This is a genomic window from Streptomyces sp. Edi2 (assembly GCF_040253635.1).
GTDB lineage: Bacteria > Actinomycetota > Actinomycetes > Streptomycetales > Streptomycetaceae > Streptomyces.
Genome location: NZ_JBEJGX010000005.1, coordinates 1 through 19,513, shown reverse-complemented (window position 1 = coordinate 19,513; position 19,513 = coordinate 1). Strand labels below are relative to the sequence as shown.

General features: G+C 74.3%; 21 protein-coding genes and 5 tRNA genes. 18 read left to right on the top strand and 8 right to left on the bottom strand.

Annotated elements, in window-relative coordinates; genetic code table 11:
- Nucleotides 1–417 precede the first annotated feature (417 nt).
- The 11 genes from ABR737_RS43725 (at nucleotide 418) to ABR737_RS43675 (ending at nucleotide 6,811) form a co-directional block, all read left to right on the top strand.
- Nucleotides 418–486, top strand: a tRNA-OTHER gene (locus ABR737_RS43725).
- Nucleotides 487–651: 165 nt separating this feature from the next.
- Nucleotides 652–726: transfer RNA gene (locus tag ABR737_RS43720), tRNA-Glu, on the top strand.
- Nucleotides 727–752: 26 nt separating this feature from the next.
- Nucleotides 753–824: transfer RNA gene (locus ABR737_RS43715), tRNA-Arg, on the top strand.
- Between the two features lie 891 nt (nucleotides 825–1,715).
- A complete protein-coding gene (locus ABR737_RS43710; RefSeq protein WP_350248044.1) occupies nucleotides 1,716–2,225 on the top strand; it encodes a hypothetical protein in 510 nt (169 codons plus the stop codon).
- A gap of 346 nt (nucleotides 2,226–2,571) precedes the next feature.
- Nucleotides 2,572–2,646 (top strand) — tRNA-His (locus ABR737_RS43705).
- Between the two features lie 363 nt (nucleotides 2,647–3,009).
- Nucleotides 3,010–3,084, top strand: a tRNA-OTHER gene (locus ABR737_RS43700).
- Between the two features lie 203 nt (nucleotides 3,085–3,287).
- Complete coding sequence (locus ABR737_RS43695; protein ID WP_350248043.1) at nucleotides 3,288–3,749, top strand: hypothetical protein; 462 nt, start codon at nucleotides 3,288–3,290, stop codon at nucleotides 3,747–3,749.
- A gap of 15 nt (nucleotides 3,750–3,764) precedes the next feature.
- The gene (locus tag ABR737_RS43690) at nucleotides 3,765–4,178 is read left to right on the top strand and encodes a hypothetical protein (protein ID WP_350248042.1); all 414 of its coding nucleotides are present in this window, start codon (nucleotides 3,765–3,767) and stop codon (nucleotides 4,176–4,178) included.
- Nucleotides 4,179–4,428: 250 nt separating this feature from the next.
- Complete coding sequence (locus ABR737_RS43685) at nucleotides 4,429–4,815, top strand: hypothetical protein (protein WP_350248040.1); 387 nt, start codon at nucleotides 4,429–4,431, stop codon at nucleotides 4,813–4,815.
- 707 nt (nucleotides 4,816–5,522) lie between these two features.
- Nucleotides 5,523–6,248 (top strand): transcriptional regulator, encoded by a 726-nt coding sequence (locus ABR737_RS43680; protein WP_350248375.1) that lies wholly within the window; start codon nucleotides 5,523–5,525, stop codon nucleotides 6,246–6,248.
- A gap of 359 nt (nucleotides 6,249–6,607) precedes the next feature.
- A complete protein-coding gene (locus ABR737_RS43675) occupies nucleotides 6,608–6,811 on the top strand; it encodes a hypothetical protein (RefSeq protein WP_350248376.1) in 204 nt (67 codons plus the stop codon).
- Nucleotides 6,812–7,032: 221 nt separating this feature from the next.
- On the opposite strand, the gene ABR737_RS43670 is transcribed toward ABR737_RS43675, so the two are convergent.
- The 5 genes from ABR737_RS43670 to ABR737_RS43650 form a co-directional block, all read right to left on the bottom strand.
- Nucleotides 7,033–7,620 (bottom strand): hypothetical protein, encoded by a 588-nt coding sequence (locus tag ABR737_RS43670; RefSeq protein ID WP_350248377.1) that lies wholly within the window; start codon nucleotides 7,618–7,620, stop codon nucleotides 7,033–7,035.
- Between the two features lie 94 nt (nucleotides 7,621–7,714).
- A complete protein-coding gene (locus ABR737_RS43665; protein ID WP_350248378.1) occupies nucleotides 7,715–8,029 on the bottom strand; it encodes a hypothetical protein in 315 nt (104 codons plus the stop codon).
- A 50-nt stretch (nucleotides 8,030–8,079) separates the two neighbouring features.
- Nucleotides 8,080–8,328 carry a hypothetical protein gene (locus ABR737_RS43660; RefSeq protein ID WP_350248379.1) on the bottom strand — a complete coding sequence of 83 codons (249 nt, stop codon included), beginning with the start codon at nucleotides 8,326–8,328 and terminating at the stop codon, nucleotides 8,080–8,082.
- Nucleotides 8,329–8,397: 69 nt separating this feature from the next.
- Nucleotides 8,398–8,595: a hypothetical protein gene (locus ABR737_RS43655; RefSeq protein WP_350257204.1), complete on the bottom strand. Its 198-nt coding sequence runs from the start codon at nucleotides 8,593–8,595 to the stop codon at nucleotides 8,398–8,400.
- Between the two features lie 138 nt (nucleotides 8,596–8,733).
- On the bottom strand, nucleotides 8,734–9,258 hold the full coding sequence (locus ABR737_RS43650) for a hypothetical protein (protein ID WP_350257203.1): 525 nt from the start codon (nucleotides 9,256–9,258) through the stop codon (nucleotides 8,734–8,736).
- Between the two features lie 123 nt (nucleotides 9,259–9,381).
- On the opposite strand from ABR737_RS43650, the gene ABR737_RS43645 reads away from it, so the two are divergent.
- The 3 genes from ABR737_RS43645 (at nucleotide 9,382) to ABR737_RS43635 (ending at nucleotide 14,055) form a co-directional block, all read left to right on the top strand.
- The gene (locus ABR737_RS43645) at nucleotides 9,382–10,083 is read left to right on the top strand and encodes a hypothetical protein (protein ID WP_350248381.1); all 702 of its coding nucleotides are present in this window, start codon (nucleotides 9,382–9,384) and stop codon (nucleotides 10,081–10,083) included.
- 511 nt (nucleotides 10,084–10,594) lie between these two features.
- Complete coding sequence (locus ABR737_RS43640) at nucleotides 10,595–13,657, top strand: hypothetical protein (RefSeq protein ID WP_350257202.1); 3,063 nt, start codon at nucleotides 10,595–10,597, stop codon at nucleotides 13,655–13,657.
- Nucleotides 13,658–13,725: 68 nt separating this feature from the next.
- The gene (locus ABR737_RS43635) at nucleotides 13,726–14,055 is read left to right on the top strand and encodes a methyltransferase domain-containing protein (RefSeq protein ID WP_350257201.1); all 330 of its coding nucleotides are present in this window, start codon (nucleotides 13,726–13,728) and stop codon (nucleotides 14,053–14,055) included.
- Between the two features lie 129 nt (nucleotides 14,056–14,184).
- On the opposite strand, the gene ABR737_RS43630 is transcribed toward ABR737_RS43635, so the two are convergent.
- Complete coding sequence (locus tag ABR737_RS43630; RefSeq protein WP_350257200.1) at nucleotides 14,185–15,168, bottom strand: helix-turn-helix domain-containing protein; 984 nt, start codon at nucleotides 15,166–15,168, stop codon at nucleotides 14,185–14,187.
- Entirely contained in the window at nucleotides 15,165–15,440 is a 276-nt protein-coding gene (locus ABR737_RS43625; protein WP_350257199.1) for a hypothetical protein, read from the bottom strand. Before ABR737_RS43625 ends, ABR737_RS43630 begins: the two co-directional genes overlap by 4 nt.
- Nucleotides 15,441–16,419: 979 nt before the next feature.
- Here ABR737_RS43625 and ABR737_RS43620 point away from each other — a divergent pair.
- The 4 genes from ABR737_RS43620 to ABR737_RS43605 all read left to right on the top strand — a co-directional run bounded on the left by ABR737_RS43620 (nucleotide 16,420) and on the right by ABR737_RS43605 (nucleotide 17,947).
- A complete protein-coding gene (locus ABR737_RS43620; RefSeq protein WP_350257198.1) occupies nucleotides 16,420–16,638 on the top strand; it encodes a hypothetical protein in 219 nt (72 codons plus the stop codon).
- Between the two features lie 149 nt (nucleotides 16,639–16,787).
- Nucleotides 16,788–17,081, top strand: coding sequence for a hypothetical protein (locus ABR737_RS43615; protein ID WP_350257197.1), 294 nt, complete (start codon nucleotides 16,788–16,790; stop codon nucleotides 17,079–17,081).
- 56 nt (nucleotides 17,082–17,137) lie between these two features.
- A complete protein-coding gene (locus ABR737_RS43610; RefSeq protein WP_350257196.1) occupies nucleotides 17,138–17,314 on the top strand; it encodes a hypothetical protein in 177 nt (58 codons plus the stop codon).
- Nucleotides 17,315–17,773: 459 nt separating this feature from the next.
- Nucleotides 17,774–17,947: a hypothetical protein gene (locus tag ABR737_RS43605; protein ID WP_350257195.1), complete on the top strand. Its 174-nt coding sequence runs from the start codon at nucleotides 17,774–17,776 to the stop codon at nucleotides 17,945–17,947.
- A 422-nt stretch (nucleotides 17,948–18,369) separates the two neighbouring features.
- Here the strand turns inward: ABR737_RS43605 and ABR737_RS43600 are convergent, their stop codons facing one another.
- Nucleotides 18,370–18,555, bottom strand: coding sequence for a hypothetical protein (locus ABR737_RS43600; protein ID WP_350257194.1), 186 nt, complete (start codon nucleotides 18,553–18,555; stop codon nucleotides 18,370–18,372).
- Nucleotides 18,556–19,513 lie beyond the last annotated feature (958 nt).

The window sequence follows — 19,513 nt, the reverse complement described above, 5'->3', positions numbered from 1 at the left end:
GGGCGCTGGCGGTCATGCCTGCGCCCGCCCGCCGCTGGGCTGCCCCGGCGTCTGCTCGTCGTGTGCCGCCCGGTGTCTTCCCGGTCAGTCCGGTCCCCGCCGCCCTCCATCGATGTGGCGCTTAAGATTTGACTTCAAGCCTTGATGTGAGTAGAGTTGTGTATGTCAACGGGGGCGATCGATCCCGTTGGCGCCTGACGGGAGGGATCGGCCGGTCTGTGCCGTCAGGCAGGCTCGCAGCTGTGGAGCTGGCCCGGGGGGTACCCGGGCTGGGGGTTCGACTCCCTCCGGGTCGCGAAGTGTTGGTGTGTGCCCCTCCAGAGGCGCAGTCCCCGTTGAGAGGGCACGCACCGGCACGTTGTTCGGGCCTGGCTGATTGATCCCCGGTCAGGTTGAAGGGGGGAGGACGCTCCCTCTGGGACGGTAGCTCAATGGTCAGAGCAGCCCTGCGGGGCTGGATACGGGTTCGAGTCCCGTCCGTTCACGACGTGCTAGCGGGAAGGTGATGCTTCCCGGAACCGGGCCTGCTGGCACGCTTCGCCTGCGGCTCCTGGGGAGGAGCCAACGGCGGACCTGCCTCGGGTAGGGGAAGGTGATGGGCAAGCCCTTCGCGGGCCCTACCTGATCCGGTCCCCGACCGAGGCAGGACATGCCCTCGTGGAGTAGTCCGGCTCATCTCACCCCGTTCTCAGCGGGGAGACCGCGAGTTCGAATCCGCCGAGGGTACGCATTACCGCGCAACGCGCGTGCTGGCTCCTGTCGTTCAACGGAGAGGACACCGGACTACGGATCCGGAGATCGAGGTTCGAATCCTCGTAGGAGCACACCACGGCCCCGGGTACGCCCCGGGGCCGTTCGCATGCCTGCGCCCGGCACCGCCGAGAACCTGCCCACGCCTGCTGGCTGACGCGGACTTCCTAGGCGACCCGCGGCGGCCCACCCCGCCCTCGACGCCGGCGGCCGGCGCCGGCCGCGGCGCCCCGTCTGCTGGAGCTGATTGCCGCCCGCCCCGGCCCGTGTTGTTCGCAGATCTGGTCTGACTGAGCAGGGACGAAGTGCTGGAGCTGCACGAACACCTCCGCGGTATTGCCGCCCTGACAGCCAAGCTCAGGGGCGCTGGGTCTCCTGACCTCATGAAACGGTCCGGCAGCGCCCTCTTCCCTTGGCCGGGATGGCGCTGCCGGACCCCTCCTCCACCCATCGACCGGCGCGGCGCGGCCGCGCGGAAGGGGCTTCGGCATGCCTCCCACATGGAGAGGGGCGCTGCCCACGGTAGCGCCCCCATGCGATGTGACGCGTGGGATTCACTCGCACGGCACAGGGCCGCGGCGGAGGCGGCTCGACGAGGGTGTGCGCCGCCATGCCCGCGGCGGCCTGCTTGGTGTGCTGCTCCATGCCCGGCAACGCCGCGGTGACCGTGCGGTGTTGCTCCCCGCCCGGCTGCTGCCGTCTGAGAGCTCCGGTCCCAGGGCCTCCCGCCGGCCGCTCGGCCCGTGCCGTTGCCGACCTGCCGGCGATGTGGTCCGAGTGCCCCGCGCTCGCGGTGCGCGGTTGACGCCGGCCCGTGTTGACGCCGTTGGCTGGCCGGGTGTTGCGGGGGAGCGGGCAACACCCTGCTTCCGCCCTCTGGCTGGCGGGTGTTCGTCACCCCGGCCGCTGGGCGGGCCGGGCGGTGATACTGCGGTGAGGCGACCCCGACCGGTACGGAGGAACAGGTGGGTCAGGACGAGTTGCGGCATCCGGCGCTGACCGGCGCGCCCTGGCCGGTGATCGGCGTACGGGTACGCCGCGGAGACTGCGGCCCGCGGGCGGCGTCGTGGCGGCCGGCTCCGCGCACGGTGCTGGAGGATGTCCTGCTGCCCTGTACGTGGCCGGAGTTGGAGCGTCTCGCTGAGATCGCCACCGGCCGCAGCCGGGCCCGGGTGTACGTGCAGGACTTCGGCGCCGCCGAGCCGGAGCGGCGCCTGGTGCTGTGCCTGCGAGGCGCTGCCGGGGCCGTACGGGTCGAAGGCCCCCTGGCTCCCGTCGCCGAGCTCCTGGCAGCCCGGGCCCGCGCCGCTGTGCTGCGCGTCGCCGCGGTGCACCGCGAGGCCGGCCGCGTCGAGGATGCGCAGGTGTGGCGGGGGCGGGCCCGCGGGATCCTGAAGGACGGCCGGGCCGCTCGCCGCGGCCGGAGCGTGCGGGCCGCCTCGGCCGGACTGCCCACCCTCGGCCGGCACCCCTGAGCCGGCCGCCGTACGCTGCTGACCTGGTGGCGGCGGGACCAGCCCGGCCGCCGGGGAAGACACAGACGTCGCAGGGTCGAGCAGGGTCGGGGGCTGACCGGGTCATGCCGCGCCGGAGCCGGGCCACCTCGTGCGACTCCACCCGCAACGCCCCCGCCGCCACCCTGCCGCCCGTCAGTCGGCCCCGCCCGCGGCGTTGTCGAACCGCGAGGCGCAGAGTCCGCCCCGATGACAATTAAGATTTGACGTGAGGCGCGGTTGTGGGATATTCTTTTGAATGTCGGAAGGGGGCGATCGACCCCTTCCTTCGTCAGACGGTGGGGAGCGGCCGATTCGCTTCCGTCTGGCAGGTCCGTAGCTCAGCCCGGTAGAGCGTCTCCCGTGTGGGGGAAGGCAGGGGTTCAAATCCCCTCGGATCGCGATGTGTTGGTGTGCGCCCCTCCAGAGGCGACGTCCCCGTTGAGAGGGCGCGTACCAGCACACAGAGCGAACCTGCCCGGTTGATCCCCGGTGCGGGTTGAAGGAGGGAAAGCGCGCCCTCTGGGACTCGTGGTGTCAGCAGCACGCCCCCGTGTGGGGGAAGAGCGGGAGCAGTACCCGCAGAGTTCACGACGTGTCAGCGGGAAGGTGATGCTTCCCCCGGCGGATCCGGTCCGCTGGCACGCGTCGCCGAAGGCTCCCGGGGAGGAGCCGACGGCGGCCCCGCCCCGGCCGGGGAAGGTGACGAGCAAGCCCGTTCGCGGGCCCCATCTGATCCGGTCCCCGGCCGACGGCGGGAAACCACGCCCTTGTGGAGTAGTCCGGCTAATCTCGCCCCCTCTCAAGGGGGAGACCGCGGGTTCGAATCCCGCCGAGGGTACGCACCAACGCGCACCACACGCGCGCTCGCTTGGCACTCCGGCCTCGACAGCGCGAACGCGCCGCCTCGCAGGAACACTCAACTCACCGCTTCCCCACGAGTGGTGGCCCGGCCCCGTCGGGACGGATAGGCGACCCGCGCGGCCCCACACCGCGTACCGAGCAGATGCTCCGCGTAGACACCACACCAGAAGGGGGCGACGTGTGAAGACCATCCACGCCGCTGAGCTGCCAACGTGGGGCGCAGCCTGGCGGACGACACTCACCCTCGGCGAGGCCGCCGACCTCATCGGATTCGACTTGTACGGGGACGACGACCTCGGCGCCGAACTGACCCGGGCGAGAGTGCCGATCGACGAGATCGGCCTCCTTTACGCGCGGGAGGAGCTGGAAGCCAACGATGCCGAAGACCGGTTTACGCCCCTGGAAGCTGGGCTCGACGCCGGCGGGCACGAAGTGCCGCCGGTGGTGGTCCTGCCCGGTGAGGGCCTGCGCGACGGCGCACACCGGACCGCCCTTGCCGTAGAGCGGGGATGGACCCACGTAACCGCCTACGTTCCTGTCTCCCGCGTGAGTAATGGGGACGGGGGAGGTGGCCTGACGGCCAAGACATCGTTTCCGGCCCCGCCAGCGGTACCCGCCGGGCGGCCGACCGCCTCGTCATAGACAAGGAAGCAGCACATGCAGCAACCGACCGACCAGCCTTCCGTACTCGCCCAGTTCACGCCTTCGCTGCGTGTGGAGCGGTTCGACGAGGTGGTGCAGTACGACGACGCGATGACGGCGAAGCTGCCGCAGCGTACGTACGAGCGGCTATGGCAGGGGCAGTGCGGTCCGGACTTCACCGTCGAGGACGGCGAGACCGTCCGACCCGTCAGGCTGCGCGTCCGCTGGTTCCAGAACGGCGACGCCACGCCCCGATGGAACAGCATCGAGGTGACCGGCCATGTGGTCCTGCCCGACGAGGGCCTCGGTCGCCTGCCCGTCCGGGAGATCTGGACGCACCACCACGCCAGTCGGGGACAGGTCCCCGACTGGTTCCTCCAGTTTGTGAGCGCCAACCCCCCGGCACCGCGTACCACCACGGCCGGCTGACATACAGCGGGGACCGCTCGCGGCCGCACCGGGGCCGCCTACGCCTACGCGAGAGAGCGCCGGGATGAGGCCCGTCGCTCCGGCGACCCGGCGGTGCCCGCCACAGCGGCCCGCACGGCCACGACCCCGCTGCGCCGCACCGGCCGAACGGCCGAGGTCGCCGCCCGCCGGCGTCGCCGCCCGCCGGCGTCGCCGCCTTCGCCCGCCGACATCCTGCCTCCCGCACGTTTCCCTCACCCCTTGGAGGACCATGCCTCACGTTGGATGGCTGCTGGACACGCTCGCCGAATGGGACCCCGATGCCGACCCGCACGACGAGGGGCCGGAGTTCGACTGGCACGACATTGATGGTCTCCTCAGCATGGCCCACAACGCGGGCGTCGTCTGGGCGCAGCCGCTGGCCATCTGGCCGTTGAACGCGCACGAGGCCCTGATCACACTCGATCTGCCCGACTGCGGGCCGCGCCTCTGTTCGCTGGTCGAGGAAGTCGCCTTCTACCTGCCCTCGCTGCCCAAGCGCACGGTGGCCGACGCCGTCTGGCACGCCCTCACCGCTGTCCGCGATACCGGAGCGAACCTGGTCGCCGAACTGGAACGCGCCTGCTCCTCATCGCAGGCGCCGTCCAGCACGTACTGACGAGCCCCGGCCCCGGCACGCTCGCCCCGGGCCGGCGCCCGCCGTACCGGGGAGCCTGAGCCTGAGCCGGGCCCGGGTCTACGTGCGCGACCTCGCCGAGCACGAGCCGGACGGCCGGCTCGTGCTGTGCCTGCGGGGCGCCCTGGGCGCGATCCAGGTGCAGGGCCCCCTGGCGCCCGTGGCCGACGTCCTGGCCGCCCGGACCCGCGCCGCCATGCTGCGCGTCGCCGCGCTGCACCGTGAGGCCGGCCGCCCCGAGGAGGCGCAGGCGTGGCGCGCGCGGGCCCGCCAACTCCTCAAGGACGGCCGTGCCGCCCGCCGCGGCCGAAGCGTGCGGGCCACCTCGGCCTGCCCACTCTCGGCGGGCGCCCCTGAACCCGCCCGCGCAGCACCGCGTCGTCTTCGGCCGGTCGCCCCGGCCCATCCCGCGTCCGCCCCGGGCCGCGTTCCCGCGGCCTCCACTCTGCCGTCGCCCGCCCGTAACAGCCACTGCTCGCCCGCGCTCCGGGAGCCGGCGCCTCCAGCCCGCGCTGCGCCGTCGCCCGCCACGGCCGGTCCCGGCGCCGGCCTCGCCCGGTACTACGCCGTCCGCGGCCAGGAGCCGCGGGCGGCACGCGGGCGCCGGCCGTGGAGCGGGACGGCGGGCCCGCGCGGACGAGGCCGAGGAAACGGGACCGGGTGGCGCTGGCCACGCCGCGCGGGTGTGGGTGCTCGCTTCCCAGCTGGCGGTCAAGAACGCCGCCCTGGAGGAGGCGGGCGCGTTCGCGGCTCGGGCCGCAGCGGCGGCCGCCCGGTCGGGCGACCCGGTGTTCCTCGCGGCCGCGGCACGGGCAGCCGCCACGCCGCTGCGCCGTACGGGCCGCGCCGGCCAGGCCCTGCAGCTCCTGGCGCAGGCCCACGACCAGCTGGACGCCGTCCGCCGGCCGGGCCTGGCCGTGCTGGACGTGTCGGGGATGGTGGCCCTGTCCGCCGCCTACACCGCCGCGCAGGCCCGTATGCCGTCCATGGCGGGGGAGTTCGCCGACCGGGCCGAGCAGAGCACGGCGCGCCTCACCCACGCCGTGGCCGGGGCCCGGGTGCCCGCGGGCGAGCTGTCGCCGGCGCAGTGCGTCTTGTACCGGGTCGGGATCCACCGGGAGCTCGGCGACGTCGACAAGGCCCTCGCGTACGCGGTGCGCCTGGATCCCGCCGTACTGCCCACGCCGGAGCGCCGGGCCCGCGCGGCCACCGACACGGCCCGCGCGCTCCTGGCCGCCGGTGACGTGCCGGCCGCGTTCGACCAGCTGCAGCGGGTGGAACGGGCCGCGCCGCAGGAGGCACGCCGTCCCTCGGTACGCGCGCTGACCGCCGACGTCGCCGCCCGCCGGCCGGACCTGCCCGGCGTGAGGGCCTTCGCCCGCCGCACCGCCCCACCCCTACGCCTGACCACCTGATCGCCCCGGGCCGTCCCGCCCGTCGTGACCCGCCCGCGGCGCCGGCCCCGCGGCACCCGGCCCCCGCCGGCGTCCAGAAGTGTCCATTTCCGTCCAGCCGCATCCAGAACGGGCCCACAGAACCTCGTCGGGCCTGCTCGGTGTCACCCCGTGGTGTCCCCCTGGTGACCTGTGCTTTTCGACGTCGGCGGGCGTGACAGGCGCCGTACGGCCGGAGGCCGGCACCCGAGACACCCTGGACGGACGGCCGGCGCCCAGCCGGGCTGCTGCGCCCGCAGCCCGCGGTGCGCCCGGAAGGTGTTGCGAGCCCGAATCCTCCTTCGCCGTTGCGCCTGTGGGCCTGGGGGAAGGCGGGCTGGGTGGTCGCCCGCAGGTCCCGGCTCGATGCGGACAATCCTGTGCAGTGGGAGGCCGAAGCACTCGATCCGGCCGGGCTGCGGCCCCTGGTCGCCGTCGCCCCGTACGTCGGCAACGCGGTCTTCGCCGCTCGCCTCGCCGAGGAGTCGGGCGCTCGGGCCCGGTGCGCCGGTCAGGGGGTGCTGTGCGTCTCCAGTACCTCGTAGCGGCGGTTGTGGTGCTGGATCTCGGCGAGGCGGATCGCCCAGCCCTTCTCTGCGTCGTAGCCGGCCGCGGTGAGTTCCGCGCCCAGGTGCCCGGCGGCCAGGTAGGGGTTGTTGAAGGGCCGGGACGTCCATGTGCCTGCGTCCAGGCCGGTGACCTTGGCCTGGTAGCGGTTGTCGTTGTCCGTGATGGCTCCTCGTCCGGTGTGGGGTTCGCGGGGGGGTCAGAAGAACTTCGTGGTGTCCGGCTTCTGGTTCCGTCGCTGGGCGTGGTCGATGAGGATGGTGTTGGCGGTCGGGGTCCACCAGAAGTTGCGGTCGAGTTCGTCGGTGCCGTCCGGTGCGGTGAGCGTGCCCCGGGTCAGGCCCCGTTCGATGTTCTCGTTGGTGACGCCGAGGGCGGTGGCGAGGTGGTTGGTGTAGACGCGCCGGTTCCTGGTGGCGGGGTCGGTGGTGGGGGCGGCGGGGAGCCAGCGCCCGCGTCCCTTGGCGCGGAGCTCTTCGACGATGCGCCCGTCGGCGTCGAGGTAGCCCAGTGCCTTGCCCAGGGCGAGGACGACGTCGACCGGGAAGCGCGGCCGGGTACTGGCCGCCAGGGCCGGGTCCAGGGGGGTGCCGAGGGCCTCGGCCACGGCGTGCAGCGCGGGCTTGGTGGCGGGCGGCTTGCCGTTCATCGCGCTCTGGCGCGGCGGCTTGTGCCACCGGTACACGGTGCTGCGTGAGGAGAGCCCGAACGCCCGGCCGATGTCGGTCAGGCTCAGGGGCTCCTGGCGGCGGGCCAGGTCGATGTCCGGCTGGTCGGGTGTGCTCATGCTCAATGCCATCCTGTCTCTTATAGCAATCACGGCCGAGGGTATGACGGCGGTCCGGCGCGGAGCCGGGTGCCCGGGGCCCCGGCGGGAGGCGTCACTTCGGTGTGCCGCCTGCGGGCGCGGGGCCGGAGACGATGAGGCGTCCGTCCTGGGCGGGGTGGTCCCGCACGGTGAAGCGCTGCTCCAGGTGCTCGCGGACGGCGTCGAGCTTCTTCTTCCGGAGCGAGCCGTCCGAGCCCCATGCGGCGTGGCTCTCCAGGTAGTCGACGATCACGCCGTGCGTGTGCGAGGTGCGGACCTGGGCGCCTTCGGACCAGCGCTGGCCCGAGCGGCGGCCGGTGGCCGTCCGGCTCAGGTCGAAGACCTTGCCGAGGTGGTACCGGACGCTGGAGTAGGAGGCGGTGGCCATGGTCGGGTCCTTCTTCCTGGGTGATGGCGGGCGGGTCCTCGTACGGGCGTTCAGGGCGTCTCGTAGGGCTCCTCGACGAACGCGGCGGCTGACTGGGCCCATTCGCCCCGGTCGCTGTGGGCGTCCGGCTCGGCGGCGGCGCAGAACAGCGCCCGCTTGACGCACTCCGCGCGCAGTCCGTCGTACCCCCAGCGGGCCACGGCCTCGGCGCGGATCTGCTGCACCTCGTACGGCGTGACGAGGGCGCCGGTGTCGTGCATCGACAGGTACAGGGCCATGGCCGCGAAGCTCAGGTGCATGAGGGTTCTCCTTGAGGACGGGGTGCGGGTGCGGGTGCTGGGGGCCCGGCGGTGTCGCCGGGCCGGGGGCTACGAGTCGCGTTCCGCGTTCCGCTCGCAGTTCCCCCCGCAGACCCAGACGTCGGGCCAGTCCTTCTCGCCCAGCGCCTCTCCGGTCGGGTGCGGGATGCGCTCGACGGCCGTGCCCTCGCAGCCGTAGTACCCGAGGTCGCACGGGGGGAGGGGTGCGTTGAGGATGCCGTCGAGGATCTCAAGGTCGTTCGTCATGCGCCGCTCCTTACGTCCGCGTGCCTTCCGGCCCGCCCTGTTGTCTATTAAGACTGTACATCCAGTGCGGCGCGAGTGCAAGTCTTAATAGACAGAGGGGCGAGAGCGGCCCGAGTCCGCCCGCCCTGGGCCCAGGGGTCAGGGGGCGGTCAGGGCGTAGGTATGGGTGTGCAGGGTGCTGCCGATCGCGTACCGGGCGTGGAGGCGGCCGTGGGCGCGGTCGAAGGTGATCCGGGCGCGGCTGTGCCGCGCCGCCGTACCCCGCAGGGACGTGCGGACGTCGGCGGGACGCAGGCCCGGCACCGGGGTGCTGCGCCTGCCCGGGTTGCTCCCGAGGAAGGCCCCGGTGCGGTCGAGCGAGTGCCGGTAGAGCGTCGCGCCGGTGGCGGGGCGGACGTCGAGCAGCGCCAGGGCCTGCGGCGTATCCAGCACGTGGCCGGGCAGCGCCGTGTAGGCGTCAGGCCCGGCGGGGGCGAAGACGGCGTGCGGGTCGATGCCGAGCAGCGCGCGCACCGCCTCGTCGTCGCGCTCGGGCAGGTCACTGCCGAGGGCGGCCCAGGAGCGGGGCCGGCGCAGTCCCCGGTGCCAGGTCGTGCCGTCGGCGGTGCGGACGGTGTCGCGGTCGGCGAAGCGCCAGACGGCCGGGCGGGTGCTGGGGTTCATGTCGTACTCCCGGGAGAGGCGGGCGAATCGCGTTGTCTATTAAGACTGTACATCGGTCCGTGATTCATGTACAGTCTCAATAGACAATACGGCGGGGGAACCCCCGAGTAGAGGAGGAAGACCATGGGCAACACCGTGATCAACTGGCAGACCGGCGCGACCTACGCGTGCCCCCGCTGCAACCACGACTCGGCGGCCGACCCCACCAGCTGGAAGGTGTTCACCTGCTGCAACTGCGGCACCCGCTTCGCGCGCTTCCCCCGCCTCCAGCGCTTCCTGCGCCACGTCGGCATCACCTGCGAGTTCTGCACCGAGCGCCACCCCGTCGTCGTCGACGGCAAGCCCTTCGGCTTCCTGCGCATGCGCCACAACGGCATCGGCCTCCACGCCCACCACCAGGTCGAGGTCTGGACGTACGACAGGGACGAGGAACCCCGCCACAAGGACGGCGTCCTCTACGAGACCACCTGCCCCACCCGCACGGAAGCACTGGCCGCTCTCGCCCGCGAGCGCATGAACAGCGTGTACGACGGCGGCGAAGACGACTTCAGCCCCGTCCTCGCAGTCGTCGCCGACGAGGAATTCGATAAGTTCTACGCCGTCGGCCACCTCACCAAGGAGCAGCAGGACGGCCTCGCCGACGGGACTCTTGAGGTCTACGGGGTAGGCGTCATCCGCACCCACGACGCCCCCAGCCGCCTGCGCGGCTGGTTCTACGCCGACACCGACACCTTCACCTGGGGCCTGATCGCGCCCTCCGGCCTGGAGGGCCTGTACACCAAGGACCTCCCGGAGCCCCTCGCCGCGCACACCCCCACGGTCTGACCCCCGCGCCCCTTCCGGCCGCCGGGAGCGCCGCACGCTCCCGGCGGCCGGAAGGGCAGGCGACTTCTCCCTCTCGACCCGCCGCTCACCGCCGGGCGTACGCCGTGGGCACCGCACACCGCCCGCCCCCGCCGTAATCCACCGTCTGTTCCTCCGACTCGACCCGGACCCGACCACCTCCGGCCCGCGCGAGCGCGACGCGGCCGGCCAAGGGGGTCCGCCGCCGCTGGGTATTTCTACTTTGCATAGAACGAGGCGCCGTCCGGGTGCTGTTCGACGTGCTGAGCGTGGTGTGGCGCACCGGCGCTGACCTCACCTGCCCCGCTGGCGCCGTCCCGGCCGTCGGCTGTGCTGGCCGGGCCGGCTTGATGCCCGACGACGTCCTGACCTGCTCGCCGGCGCCGGTGCGCCCGGCCGGACCGGGACGCGGCCGCCGCACGGCCGGGCCGCCGCCCCGGGCCGTGCGGCCCGCCTGTACGCCGAGGTCCTCGACGCGGCGCGGGAGTTGCTGGTGCCGCTGCCCGGCCGCGCCGCGCGGGTCCTTGAACTGACCGCGCTGGAGCGCCCGGGCCCCGGTCACGTACGGGAGGTGGCCCGGTGGGCGGACCCGCGCGCGACCGCGTTCTTCTTCCGCTCCCGGCCGGCCGCGGCCTGGCTGCCCCTGCTCCAGGAGCACGCTCCGCATCTGCTGCGCCCCGACCCGGCGGCCGGCGGCCGATGGCCGGCCGCGGGGTTCCTGGAACACCTGGCCGTCGCCGCCCCCGCCACGGCCGGCGCGTGGCTGGCCGAGCACGCCCTGACCGTTGCCGCCGGGGGCCCGGCCGCGCTGGTCGCGCTGGTGGACCTGGCCGCCGGTGATGCCGCGCTGATGGGGCCGGCGCTGGTGCGCACCGTCCTCGACGAGCACGCCGCCGCCGGCACCGGGGCCGGCACCGGGGTGGGGGAGGGGGCGGTCCTGGTCCGGAGCCGGGTGCTGCGCCTGGCGGCCGAGTGGGCGTGCGCGGTGCCGCTCGCCGGCCGGGACCGCGACTGGATCCTGGTGGCCGAACGGCTCCTGCTGGCCGCGGTCGACGCCGAGCACGAAGCGGCCGGCCGGCTGCGGGCCGCGGAGGCCGGCGCCCGCGCGGCCGCGGCCCGGCCCGCAGCCGGCCGGCGCCCGCTCTTCGACGGCGACCCGGCCCACTGGTCCGCCGCGGTGCGTGCGGACATTGCGCGGATGCCGCAGGACCTGGCCGGGCGCCTCCTCCAGGCGCTGGTCGCCGCCGCCCACCCGGGCGGGCCCGCCGCCGCACCACACCGGTCGGTGCGCATGATCCGCGCGGTGGCCGCCTCCCTTTTGGTGCGGGATGTGGAGCTCACCGCGCCGGCCGTCCGCCGGAGCGTCTTCCACGAGGACCTGGACCGGATCTGCCCCGGCGCCCCGGGCGTGTTCGGCGGGCCGATGCTGGCGCGTGCCGTCCTGGACCTGGCCAACGCGGACGCGGCCGCCGGCGTCGGCCTGGACGAGCGGACCGCGCAGTGGCACAAGGCCGCGGCCGCCGACGGGTGGCTCGCCGACCGGATCTGGGCCGCGCACCTGGCCGCCGGCGTCCCCACCCGCTGCCTGCATGACGACCCGCATGACGACCTGCATGAGGCCCCGGCCGGCGCGCATGAGGCGCCGGCGGCCGCGCCCCGGCCGGAGCCGGAGGTGGTGCGGTGGCATGAGCTGGCGTACGGGCTGATGCCGCGCCTGCTGGCCGGCCCCCCGCACCCTGAGCCGGCCCGCCTCGCCGCCGCGGTGTGGCGCTCGTGCACCTCCCGGGCCACCGCCGCCCTGGACGCCGCGGCCGCACCGCTGCTTGGCCCGCCGCCCGCCGCCGGGGACGTCGCCGCGGTCTGGGGCGAGGACGTCGCGCCCGCGGCCTGGCTGCGGGTGTGGGACTGGTCCCCGGTCCTGCCCGCGCGCCTGCGCACCGCCTTCGCCCCGCTGCTGGAGGGGATGCGCCGCCTCACCCCCGCCGGCCCGCCCGACCCGCGCACCGCCGCCCGCCCGCTGCCGGCCCCGGCCCCCACCGACCCCGACGGCACCGGCCTGCTGGAACTCGCCGCCGGCCAGGGCCCGCCGGCCGCCGCCCGAGCCCTGGCCACGGCCCGGGACGCCGGCGCGGAGGACCACGCCTACATCGTCAGCCGCCTGGTGGCCGCCGACCCGGCCGCCTGGACCGCAGACGTCCCCGCGGTCCTCGACGCGCTCGAAGCACCTGTCCTGCGCGCCTTCTACCTCGTCGCCGTCCAGGAGGCCGCGGACCAAATCGGCGCCCTGCCGGGCCGCAACCTCGTCCACCTGCACACACCCGAGCCCGAGCCTGGGCCCGGGCCGGCGCCGGCCCAGTCGCTGGAACACTTCGCGCAGGCGGCCCTGTTCGGCCTGCTCGCCGCGGCGTGGACCCGCCCGGCCGGACCGACCGGCCTCGGAGCCCTGCTGCCCGCGGCCCTGGACCGCCTCCGTGCCCTGGCCGAGCCCCTGGCCCACCCCGCAGCTCCCATCGCCGCGACCCCGCCCGCGGACCGCCCGGCCCCCGCAAGCCGGCCCGGCTCCCGGCCGTCCGCCGCCCGGCCGCCGGCGCCGCAGAGCGCGGTCCGGGCGCTGGAGTGCCTCCTCAACTGCGCGCTGACCGCGGCGATCCGGCCCGGCGCGCCGCTGCCCGGCGACGTCTGGGACTTCCTCGGGGACATCCTCACCGCCGGCGCCACCGCCCCGGCCGTGGCCGCCCTCTTCGGCGCCCGGTTGATGCCCCTGCGCATCTGCGCCCCCGACTTCACCGCCCGCCACCACGCCGCGCTCACCACCCTGAACGGCGGCCCCACCCCGGCCGCCGCGTGGCTGGACACCGGCCGCGCCGACCCGCAGCTGCTCGCCTCGCTCGACCGCACCGCCGTGCTCCACTCGCTGCGCCCCGGCGCCGGCGGCCCGGCCGAGCACCTGGCCCACGCCCTGACCGAGGACCCGCACCTCCTGGGCGACCCGGCCGACGTGCTGGCCCGGATCGCGGCCGGCCCCGGCGGCCCGGACGCCGCCTCCTGGCTTCTGCAGGTCATGGCCTGGCGCCTGCAACCGCACCGCGCAGACCTCTACTCCCGCACCTTCCGCTTCACCCGGCCCCCCGCACGGCCGGCCACCGCCGGCGAACTCACCGCGGTGACCACCGTGTGGCGGGCCGCCCTCACCGCCGACCTGCCGCCCGGCGCGCTCGCCGGCGCCGGCTACTTCGCCGACCTCGCCCTCGACGACCTAACTTGGCTCCCCCTGGCCCGCGCCGCCGCCGAACACACCACACCCCACGATCCGGCCACCGCCGCCTGGCGCGCCTGCGCACACCCCACCGACCGGGACGCACTCCTGCTCACCGCCGCCCTCGTCGCCCAACCCGCGGGCCTGTGGGAGGCCCGGGACGTCCTGCGCCCCGCCCGGGCCCTGCTCCAGGCCGCCCAGGCCGTACCCGACCACCCGCACACCGACGCCGTCACACGACTGCGCGAGGCCCTCATCGACGCGGGCGAAGTCGATGCCGCCCGGACGGCATCCGGCTGACTTCCGCGGCCGGCTCTGGTCGGCCGAACTGCCCGTATCGCCAGACGTGTTGATGTTCCGTGATGCGGGTGGCCGGCACCTGGGACGTGCGCTCCACCCTGGAGCTGACCGTCCCCGGCATCGAGCACCGCATGGAGGCGGCCAAGGACGGCTCCCGCACCGCCTACATGCTGCACCCGGACGGCTCCTGGGCCCGGGCCACGGCCGCCGGTGCCCGGGATGTGCCCACCGTCCATCAGGGCGGCCCGCGCTGGCTGTGGGACGAGCTGGACAGCATCCGCACCTGGCTCGTCATCGACGGCGACCTGCCCATCGCGGGGGCAGCGGTACGCGTCGACCCGGACGGCGCCTGCCACTTCAGCCGCAGCGGCTGGTCGGCCACCATCAGCGCCCGGTAGCCGGCCAGACCCGTCCGCTCCTGCGCCCCGTCGGCCTGCCGCCGGTTCGCCGTCCGTTCGCGTCCGCCGCCCGCTGCGCCCGGCCGTCCCGCCGGTGACCGGCCGCCGTACTCCTGGCCCGAGTCCGGCTCACGCCGGCTGCCGGCCGGGCCCCGTCCCGGGCGCTGCGCCGCTGGCATCGGGCCGGGGATTTAAGGACTGCTCCGGGTTGGGCCCGGCCGGCGCCGGGGGCCGGCCGATCCGCGTGTCGTAGACGGGCTGGGCCCGTGCGATCGCCGCGAGTTCGGCGCGCAGGCTGCTGTCGGCGGGGCTGGGCCCGGCGGGGGCTGGGTGGGGTTCGGCCTCGAGCTCGTCGAGGAGGGCCTCGGCTTCGTCGATCTGGCGCTGGTGGTCGGCTTCCCGTTCGTCGTGCAGCTGCTGGTCGTACCAGTCGCGTTCGGGCTCGGCGAGCCAGGGCCGCGCGGTTTCGTCGCGCAGGCGCCGTTCTTCGGCGACCTCGGCGTAGGCGCATCCGTAGTAGGGCATCGGCAGCGGCGGGCCGTTGAGTATCCGGTGGTGGCCGGCCAGGAGCGCGGCGGTGGCCGCCTCGCCGGCGTCGCAGGCGGCGGCGAACGCGGCGAGCTGGCCGGCGGTGGGTATCTGCTGGCCAGTGAGGATGCGGTGGAGGGTGCTGCGGGTGAGGGCGGGCCCGGCCTGGTCGGCGAGGGCCCGCAGGCTGGTGTGGGGGGCGGTGGTGCGCACGCGGTTCATGGCGCGGACGAGTCCGGCCGGGGTGGTGAAGGAGCCGGGTACGTGCGGGGCGGGCCGGCGCGGCGGCGGGTTGACGGCGCGGTCGGCTCTCCTCCAGAGCCGCTCGGCCTTCTTCTGGTCGGCGCCGGCGCCGCGGGCGAAGGCCAGGATGGTGCGCAGGGTGGGGAGCCGGCCGTCGAGGGCCTGGCGCAGGGTGCACTCGGAGACCGTGTAGTCCGGCCGGCCGTCGCCCCGGGCGCGCCGGGCGAGGCTGTAGAAGGTCAGGTTCCCCTTCGCCGCGCGCAGCCAGCCGCGGAGGGTGGCGAGTTCGGCCGGTTCGGCGCCGGGGCGGGAGCGGGTGGTGCGGTCGGGTGTGCGGTTCACGGGCGGGGACTGGTGAGCGCGTGGAGGACGGCGAGCAGCCGGCCGCCGGCGCGGCCGGGCAGCAGCACCAGGAGGGTGCCGGCGGCGAGGGTGGTCAGGAGGGCGGGGACGGGGCGCTCCAGGACGGCGAGGACGGTCACCGCGGTGATGGCGGTGATGACGATGGCGGCCTCGGCCGCGCCCAGGCGCCCGCGGGCGGCCGGCGAGTTCGGGGCGGTGGCGGCGGCCGGCGACGGCGCGGCGGACTTGGGGGCGGGCGGGGGAGTGGGCATGGTGGCGCCTCCGTACGGGAGTTGCGGTGGGCCGGCGGGCCCGGTGGAGCTCTGATCGTGGCAGGGCGAGGGCCCCCGGCGCGAGCTGCCGGCCGCGGCCGCACAGGCCGACGTGAACTTCGACATCGCAACGCTTTCCCAGGTCAGATGCCAGAAACGAGAGAAGACTGTCCCGGCCCGCCGGCAGGTCTCCCGGCCGCCCGCAGGGCCCCAGCGGGCCGGTTCCCCGTGCGCGCCGCCGCCTGCTGCGCCCCGCTCTCCGCAGCCGGCAGCCTTCCTGCCGCGCCCTGGCCGAAGGCCGGGTCACCGCCCGGTTGCCGGCCGGGCCGGCCCCGGCCGCCGCGCGTCGCCGCGGTGCGCCGGCTGCTGCGGGTGGCGGTCTGGTGCTGTGAGTGTCCTCCTCGTCGAGTGAGCCGGCCCGGGGCGAGATCAGGGAAACCCGTATCCGTTCAACGAGCGTGCGGGGGCAGGGTTACGCGCGGGCGCCGGCGGGCGCGTGCGGTCCTCGGCCGGGTACGGCGCGGTGTCCGGCCGGCGCGGGCGAGATTCCGGCGTCGTGCGGGTGGCGGCCGGTGCCGTCGAAGGGCGGGAGCTGCCGGATTCCTTTCCTGGGGATGCCGTGCTTTCGGAGGTTCCGCTGCGCCCCCGCGCCTGCGAAGTGCAGGTGGATCTGAGGTTCGGCCTGGGTGGGTGGGCCTCCCGTGGCTACGCCGGTCGGGCCGGGGTCGGCCAGCGGTGCGCCGTCGGCCGGACTCCGTGGGCTCAGGTGCCGGGTTCGGTGGATGCCGCCGGTCTGGTGAGGGTGGGCGTCCGGCCGGCCGGACGCTCCGGCCATGTCGTGCGGCGCGCCCCCTCGAACCTGCGTGACGCCTAAAGTTTGCCTTAAAGCGCAAATATGAGTAAACTAATGAATGAGACGGGGGGTGACACCACCACTGCCCCGGCCGCCGTAGATCGCCCCACGAACGAGGAGAGCCGCATGATCATGTTCAACGGCACCGCCGAAGAGTTCGATGAGCTTCAGAAGCAGGCTCGTGAGCTTGCCGAGCAGGCGGCCGCGATGCTGGACCGCATCGACGCCTTGGGTGTGGGCTCGGGTACGGGCCAGATCGCCACCCTCGGTGGTGTCATCCGGCGTGTGCACGGCACGGGGTGGGTGGTGTTCGACTCTCGCTCCCGTCCCCGCCCCCTCCGGTAGGCATGGCCCCGGCCGCCGCGGGCTGCGGGACGCAGCCGGTCCGGTGGTCAACGACTACCGCCTCCAGCACAAGCTCCAGCGCACCTCGGCGTTCCGGCGGTCCAACTGGCCGCCGTCCGCCTCGCGAACTGTCACGGAAGGGCCCATATATGAGCTTGCCGTTGAAATCCGTCACGTACCGCCAGGTTGAACTCGCAGACCTTGAGTGCCTCATTCGCCGTCACTACGGCTTGCAGTACAACGTGATTGGGGCGCTCGGTGTGTCCAATGGCTCGTACCACCGCGTCGAGGCGTGGGCAGAGCCCCTGGACCCGGAGGAAGCCGAGGAGATTGCCGCGTGGCGCGCGGGTGGTCCCGAGCCCCACCTGGCTTCGGTGATGAACGACCTCGTGTGCAGCGGTGTCATCGGCGGTGGCGAGTACCTCGTCCACGTCTGGTGGTAGCCGCCGTTCCTCCAGTCGCCCCGCCCCGCCCGCACGTCGCAGAGACAGGAGAAGCAGTGCCACACGAGGACGAGTACGTGACCCTGACGGTCGTGGTGAAGCGGGGAGGCACGCAGGGAGACCCTTGCGACGTCCTGCTCGAGGAACACGCAGACGTGGTCTTCGTCGGGCACGAGGACGGAGTCATGGCCCACGCCCTGGCGCTCGGCGCGGATCCGAGTAGCTGGGCCTGACCGATACACGTCCCCGGCCGGACGTTACCAGCGAGTCCTGACAGCCCCCTGCTGTGCCCGTCCCGGCCGGCGCCCGGCGCGCGCCGGGCGCCGGCCGCCATGGTCTGCTTGGCCGGTGCCGGTCGGCGGGCACGTACTGCCTGTGGTCGACGAGGTCCTCGCCGCGGCTGTGGCGGCCCAGGGCGAGGCGGGTGTACGGGTGTTGGGGTTGTGGCGGGCGCGCGCCGGGTTCTGGCCGGTGCTTCGTGGGCATCCTCGTCGGCTGAGCCGGCCCGGGGTGAGCTCAGGGGTCCCCGTATCTGTTCAACGAGCGTGCTGGGGCGGGGTTACGCTCGGCTGCCGCCGGCGCGTCGAAAGGCGGGAGCTGCCGGTGTGTTCAGATGGGCGGCATGGTCCGTACGGTCCAGGCCGGCGCCAGCATCGACCAGCAGTAGTACGTCCGATCCGAAGGGAATTCTCGTGGAGCAACTGCCCTCTCCGTCGAAGCCGGTTGTCGTCATCCGTGACGAGATGCAGGACCTGGCGGCGGCCGCCGACCGCGTGCTCCAGGCCGTGAAGGACGAAGCGGCGCCCCGGGAGCTGACCGCGAGCGAGCTGCTGACGGAGATCGCTCGCCGGGGCCGGTGGCGCTGACTACACGCGAGCTGCTGGTGGAGTCCGGGAGCCGACGCAGATCCGTCCGGAGAACCCGACGGCCGTGCCGTTCGTGCCGCACCGCATGAGCGACTTCGACTAGCCCCGCGCGGCCGCCGCCCGGCCCCTTGTGGCCTGCCGTGCTTTCGGAGGTTCCGCTGCGCCCTCGCGCCTACGAACTGCAGGTGGATCTGAGGTTCGGCCTGGGTAGACAGTGCCTCCCACGGTTACCCAGGCCAGGCCGGCGCCGGCCGATGGTGCGCTCGCCCGCCGGCGCACCGTCGCCCGGAATCCGTGGGCTCAGGTGGCGAGTTCGGTGGGCGCCGCCGACCCGGTGGCAGTGGGCGGTGGGTATCCGGCCGGCCGAAGGTGGCCGGCTCGGCCGTGTGGGGCGGTGTGGTGTCCCCCGGGTGGCCGGACGCTCAGGGGGTGGGGGCGAGGGATTGGGCGGCGGCGATGCCGCGGGTCAGGCCGGCCCGGTAGATGGCGCCTGTCGTGGTGACCTGCGCGGCGAGCCGCTCGTACTCGGCCAGCGGCCCTGTGGGCTCATCGCCTTCGGCCGGCGCCGCGGTGGGACGATGCCGGGGTGGGCGTCGCGCCAGGCCCACAGCGCCGCGATCGCCTCGCGGGAGGTGTGCCAGCAGGCCGCCACGACTGGCGCACGAGCGCCTCGTCCAGCCGGGCCGACACCCGGTCGGGATGCCCGCCGTCCCGCGAGCCGGGCCACCGCCCCTGATCCCATGCCTCCTCGGGCGCCTCGCCCCACTCCCGATCCCAGCCTCGCGCCGCCAGCTCCGCCCGCAGCCGAGCACCACGTCCTTGGTGTCCAGCAGCTCACCCGCAGCACGCAGCCGCTGCACCTCCTCCCGCCGCCGCGCCCACCCCGGCCGGCCACACCCACCCAGGAGTGAGGGCAACTCAACTAACTGTCCAACGAGCCCATATGACATCACCCCAGAACCCAGGCACCCCCGACCGCAGCCCCGCCCCACACCCCGCCCAAACCAAGGAACATGACACCCCCTCACCCCACCCACCCGACCCCCAGTCACCGCCCCACGATCCAGAGCGCGAAGCGCTCCCCAACAAGATCAACCCAACACCCCCTCACACATCACACAAAGTAACCAACCTCAAGCCCCGAAAACCCCACCCCAACCAACATAACTGCAAACCAACACAACCAACCCACCAACTCCACAGCGCAGCGGAGGAGTTGGACCACGCCCCGCCAAGGGCGCGCAGCGCCCGCCATCCCCCAGCACGGGCGCCAGCCCGTGCCACCCGGCGAAGCCGGGCACCAGTCAACTCCGCAGCGCAGCGGAGGAGTTGACCCACCCGCACCCCACCACGTCCGGGCGCCAGCCCGGACGCCCCCGCCCCCACCCACCCCGCGAGGGCCGAAGGCCCCGCGCAACTCCCGCGCGAAGCGCGGGAGTTCACCGTACGCACCCGCGAAGGGCCAACGGCCCGAGCCCCCTGGCCGAAGGCCGGGGGTTACCCGGCGTAGCCGGGAGGTGCTGTTAGGGAACAAACCAAGTTACGTTTAACCTTAGCAATACGTAG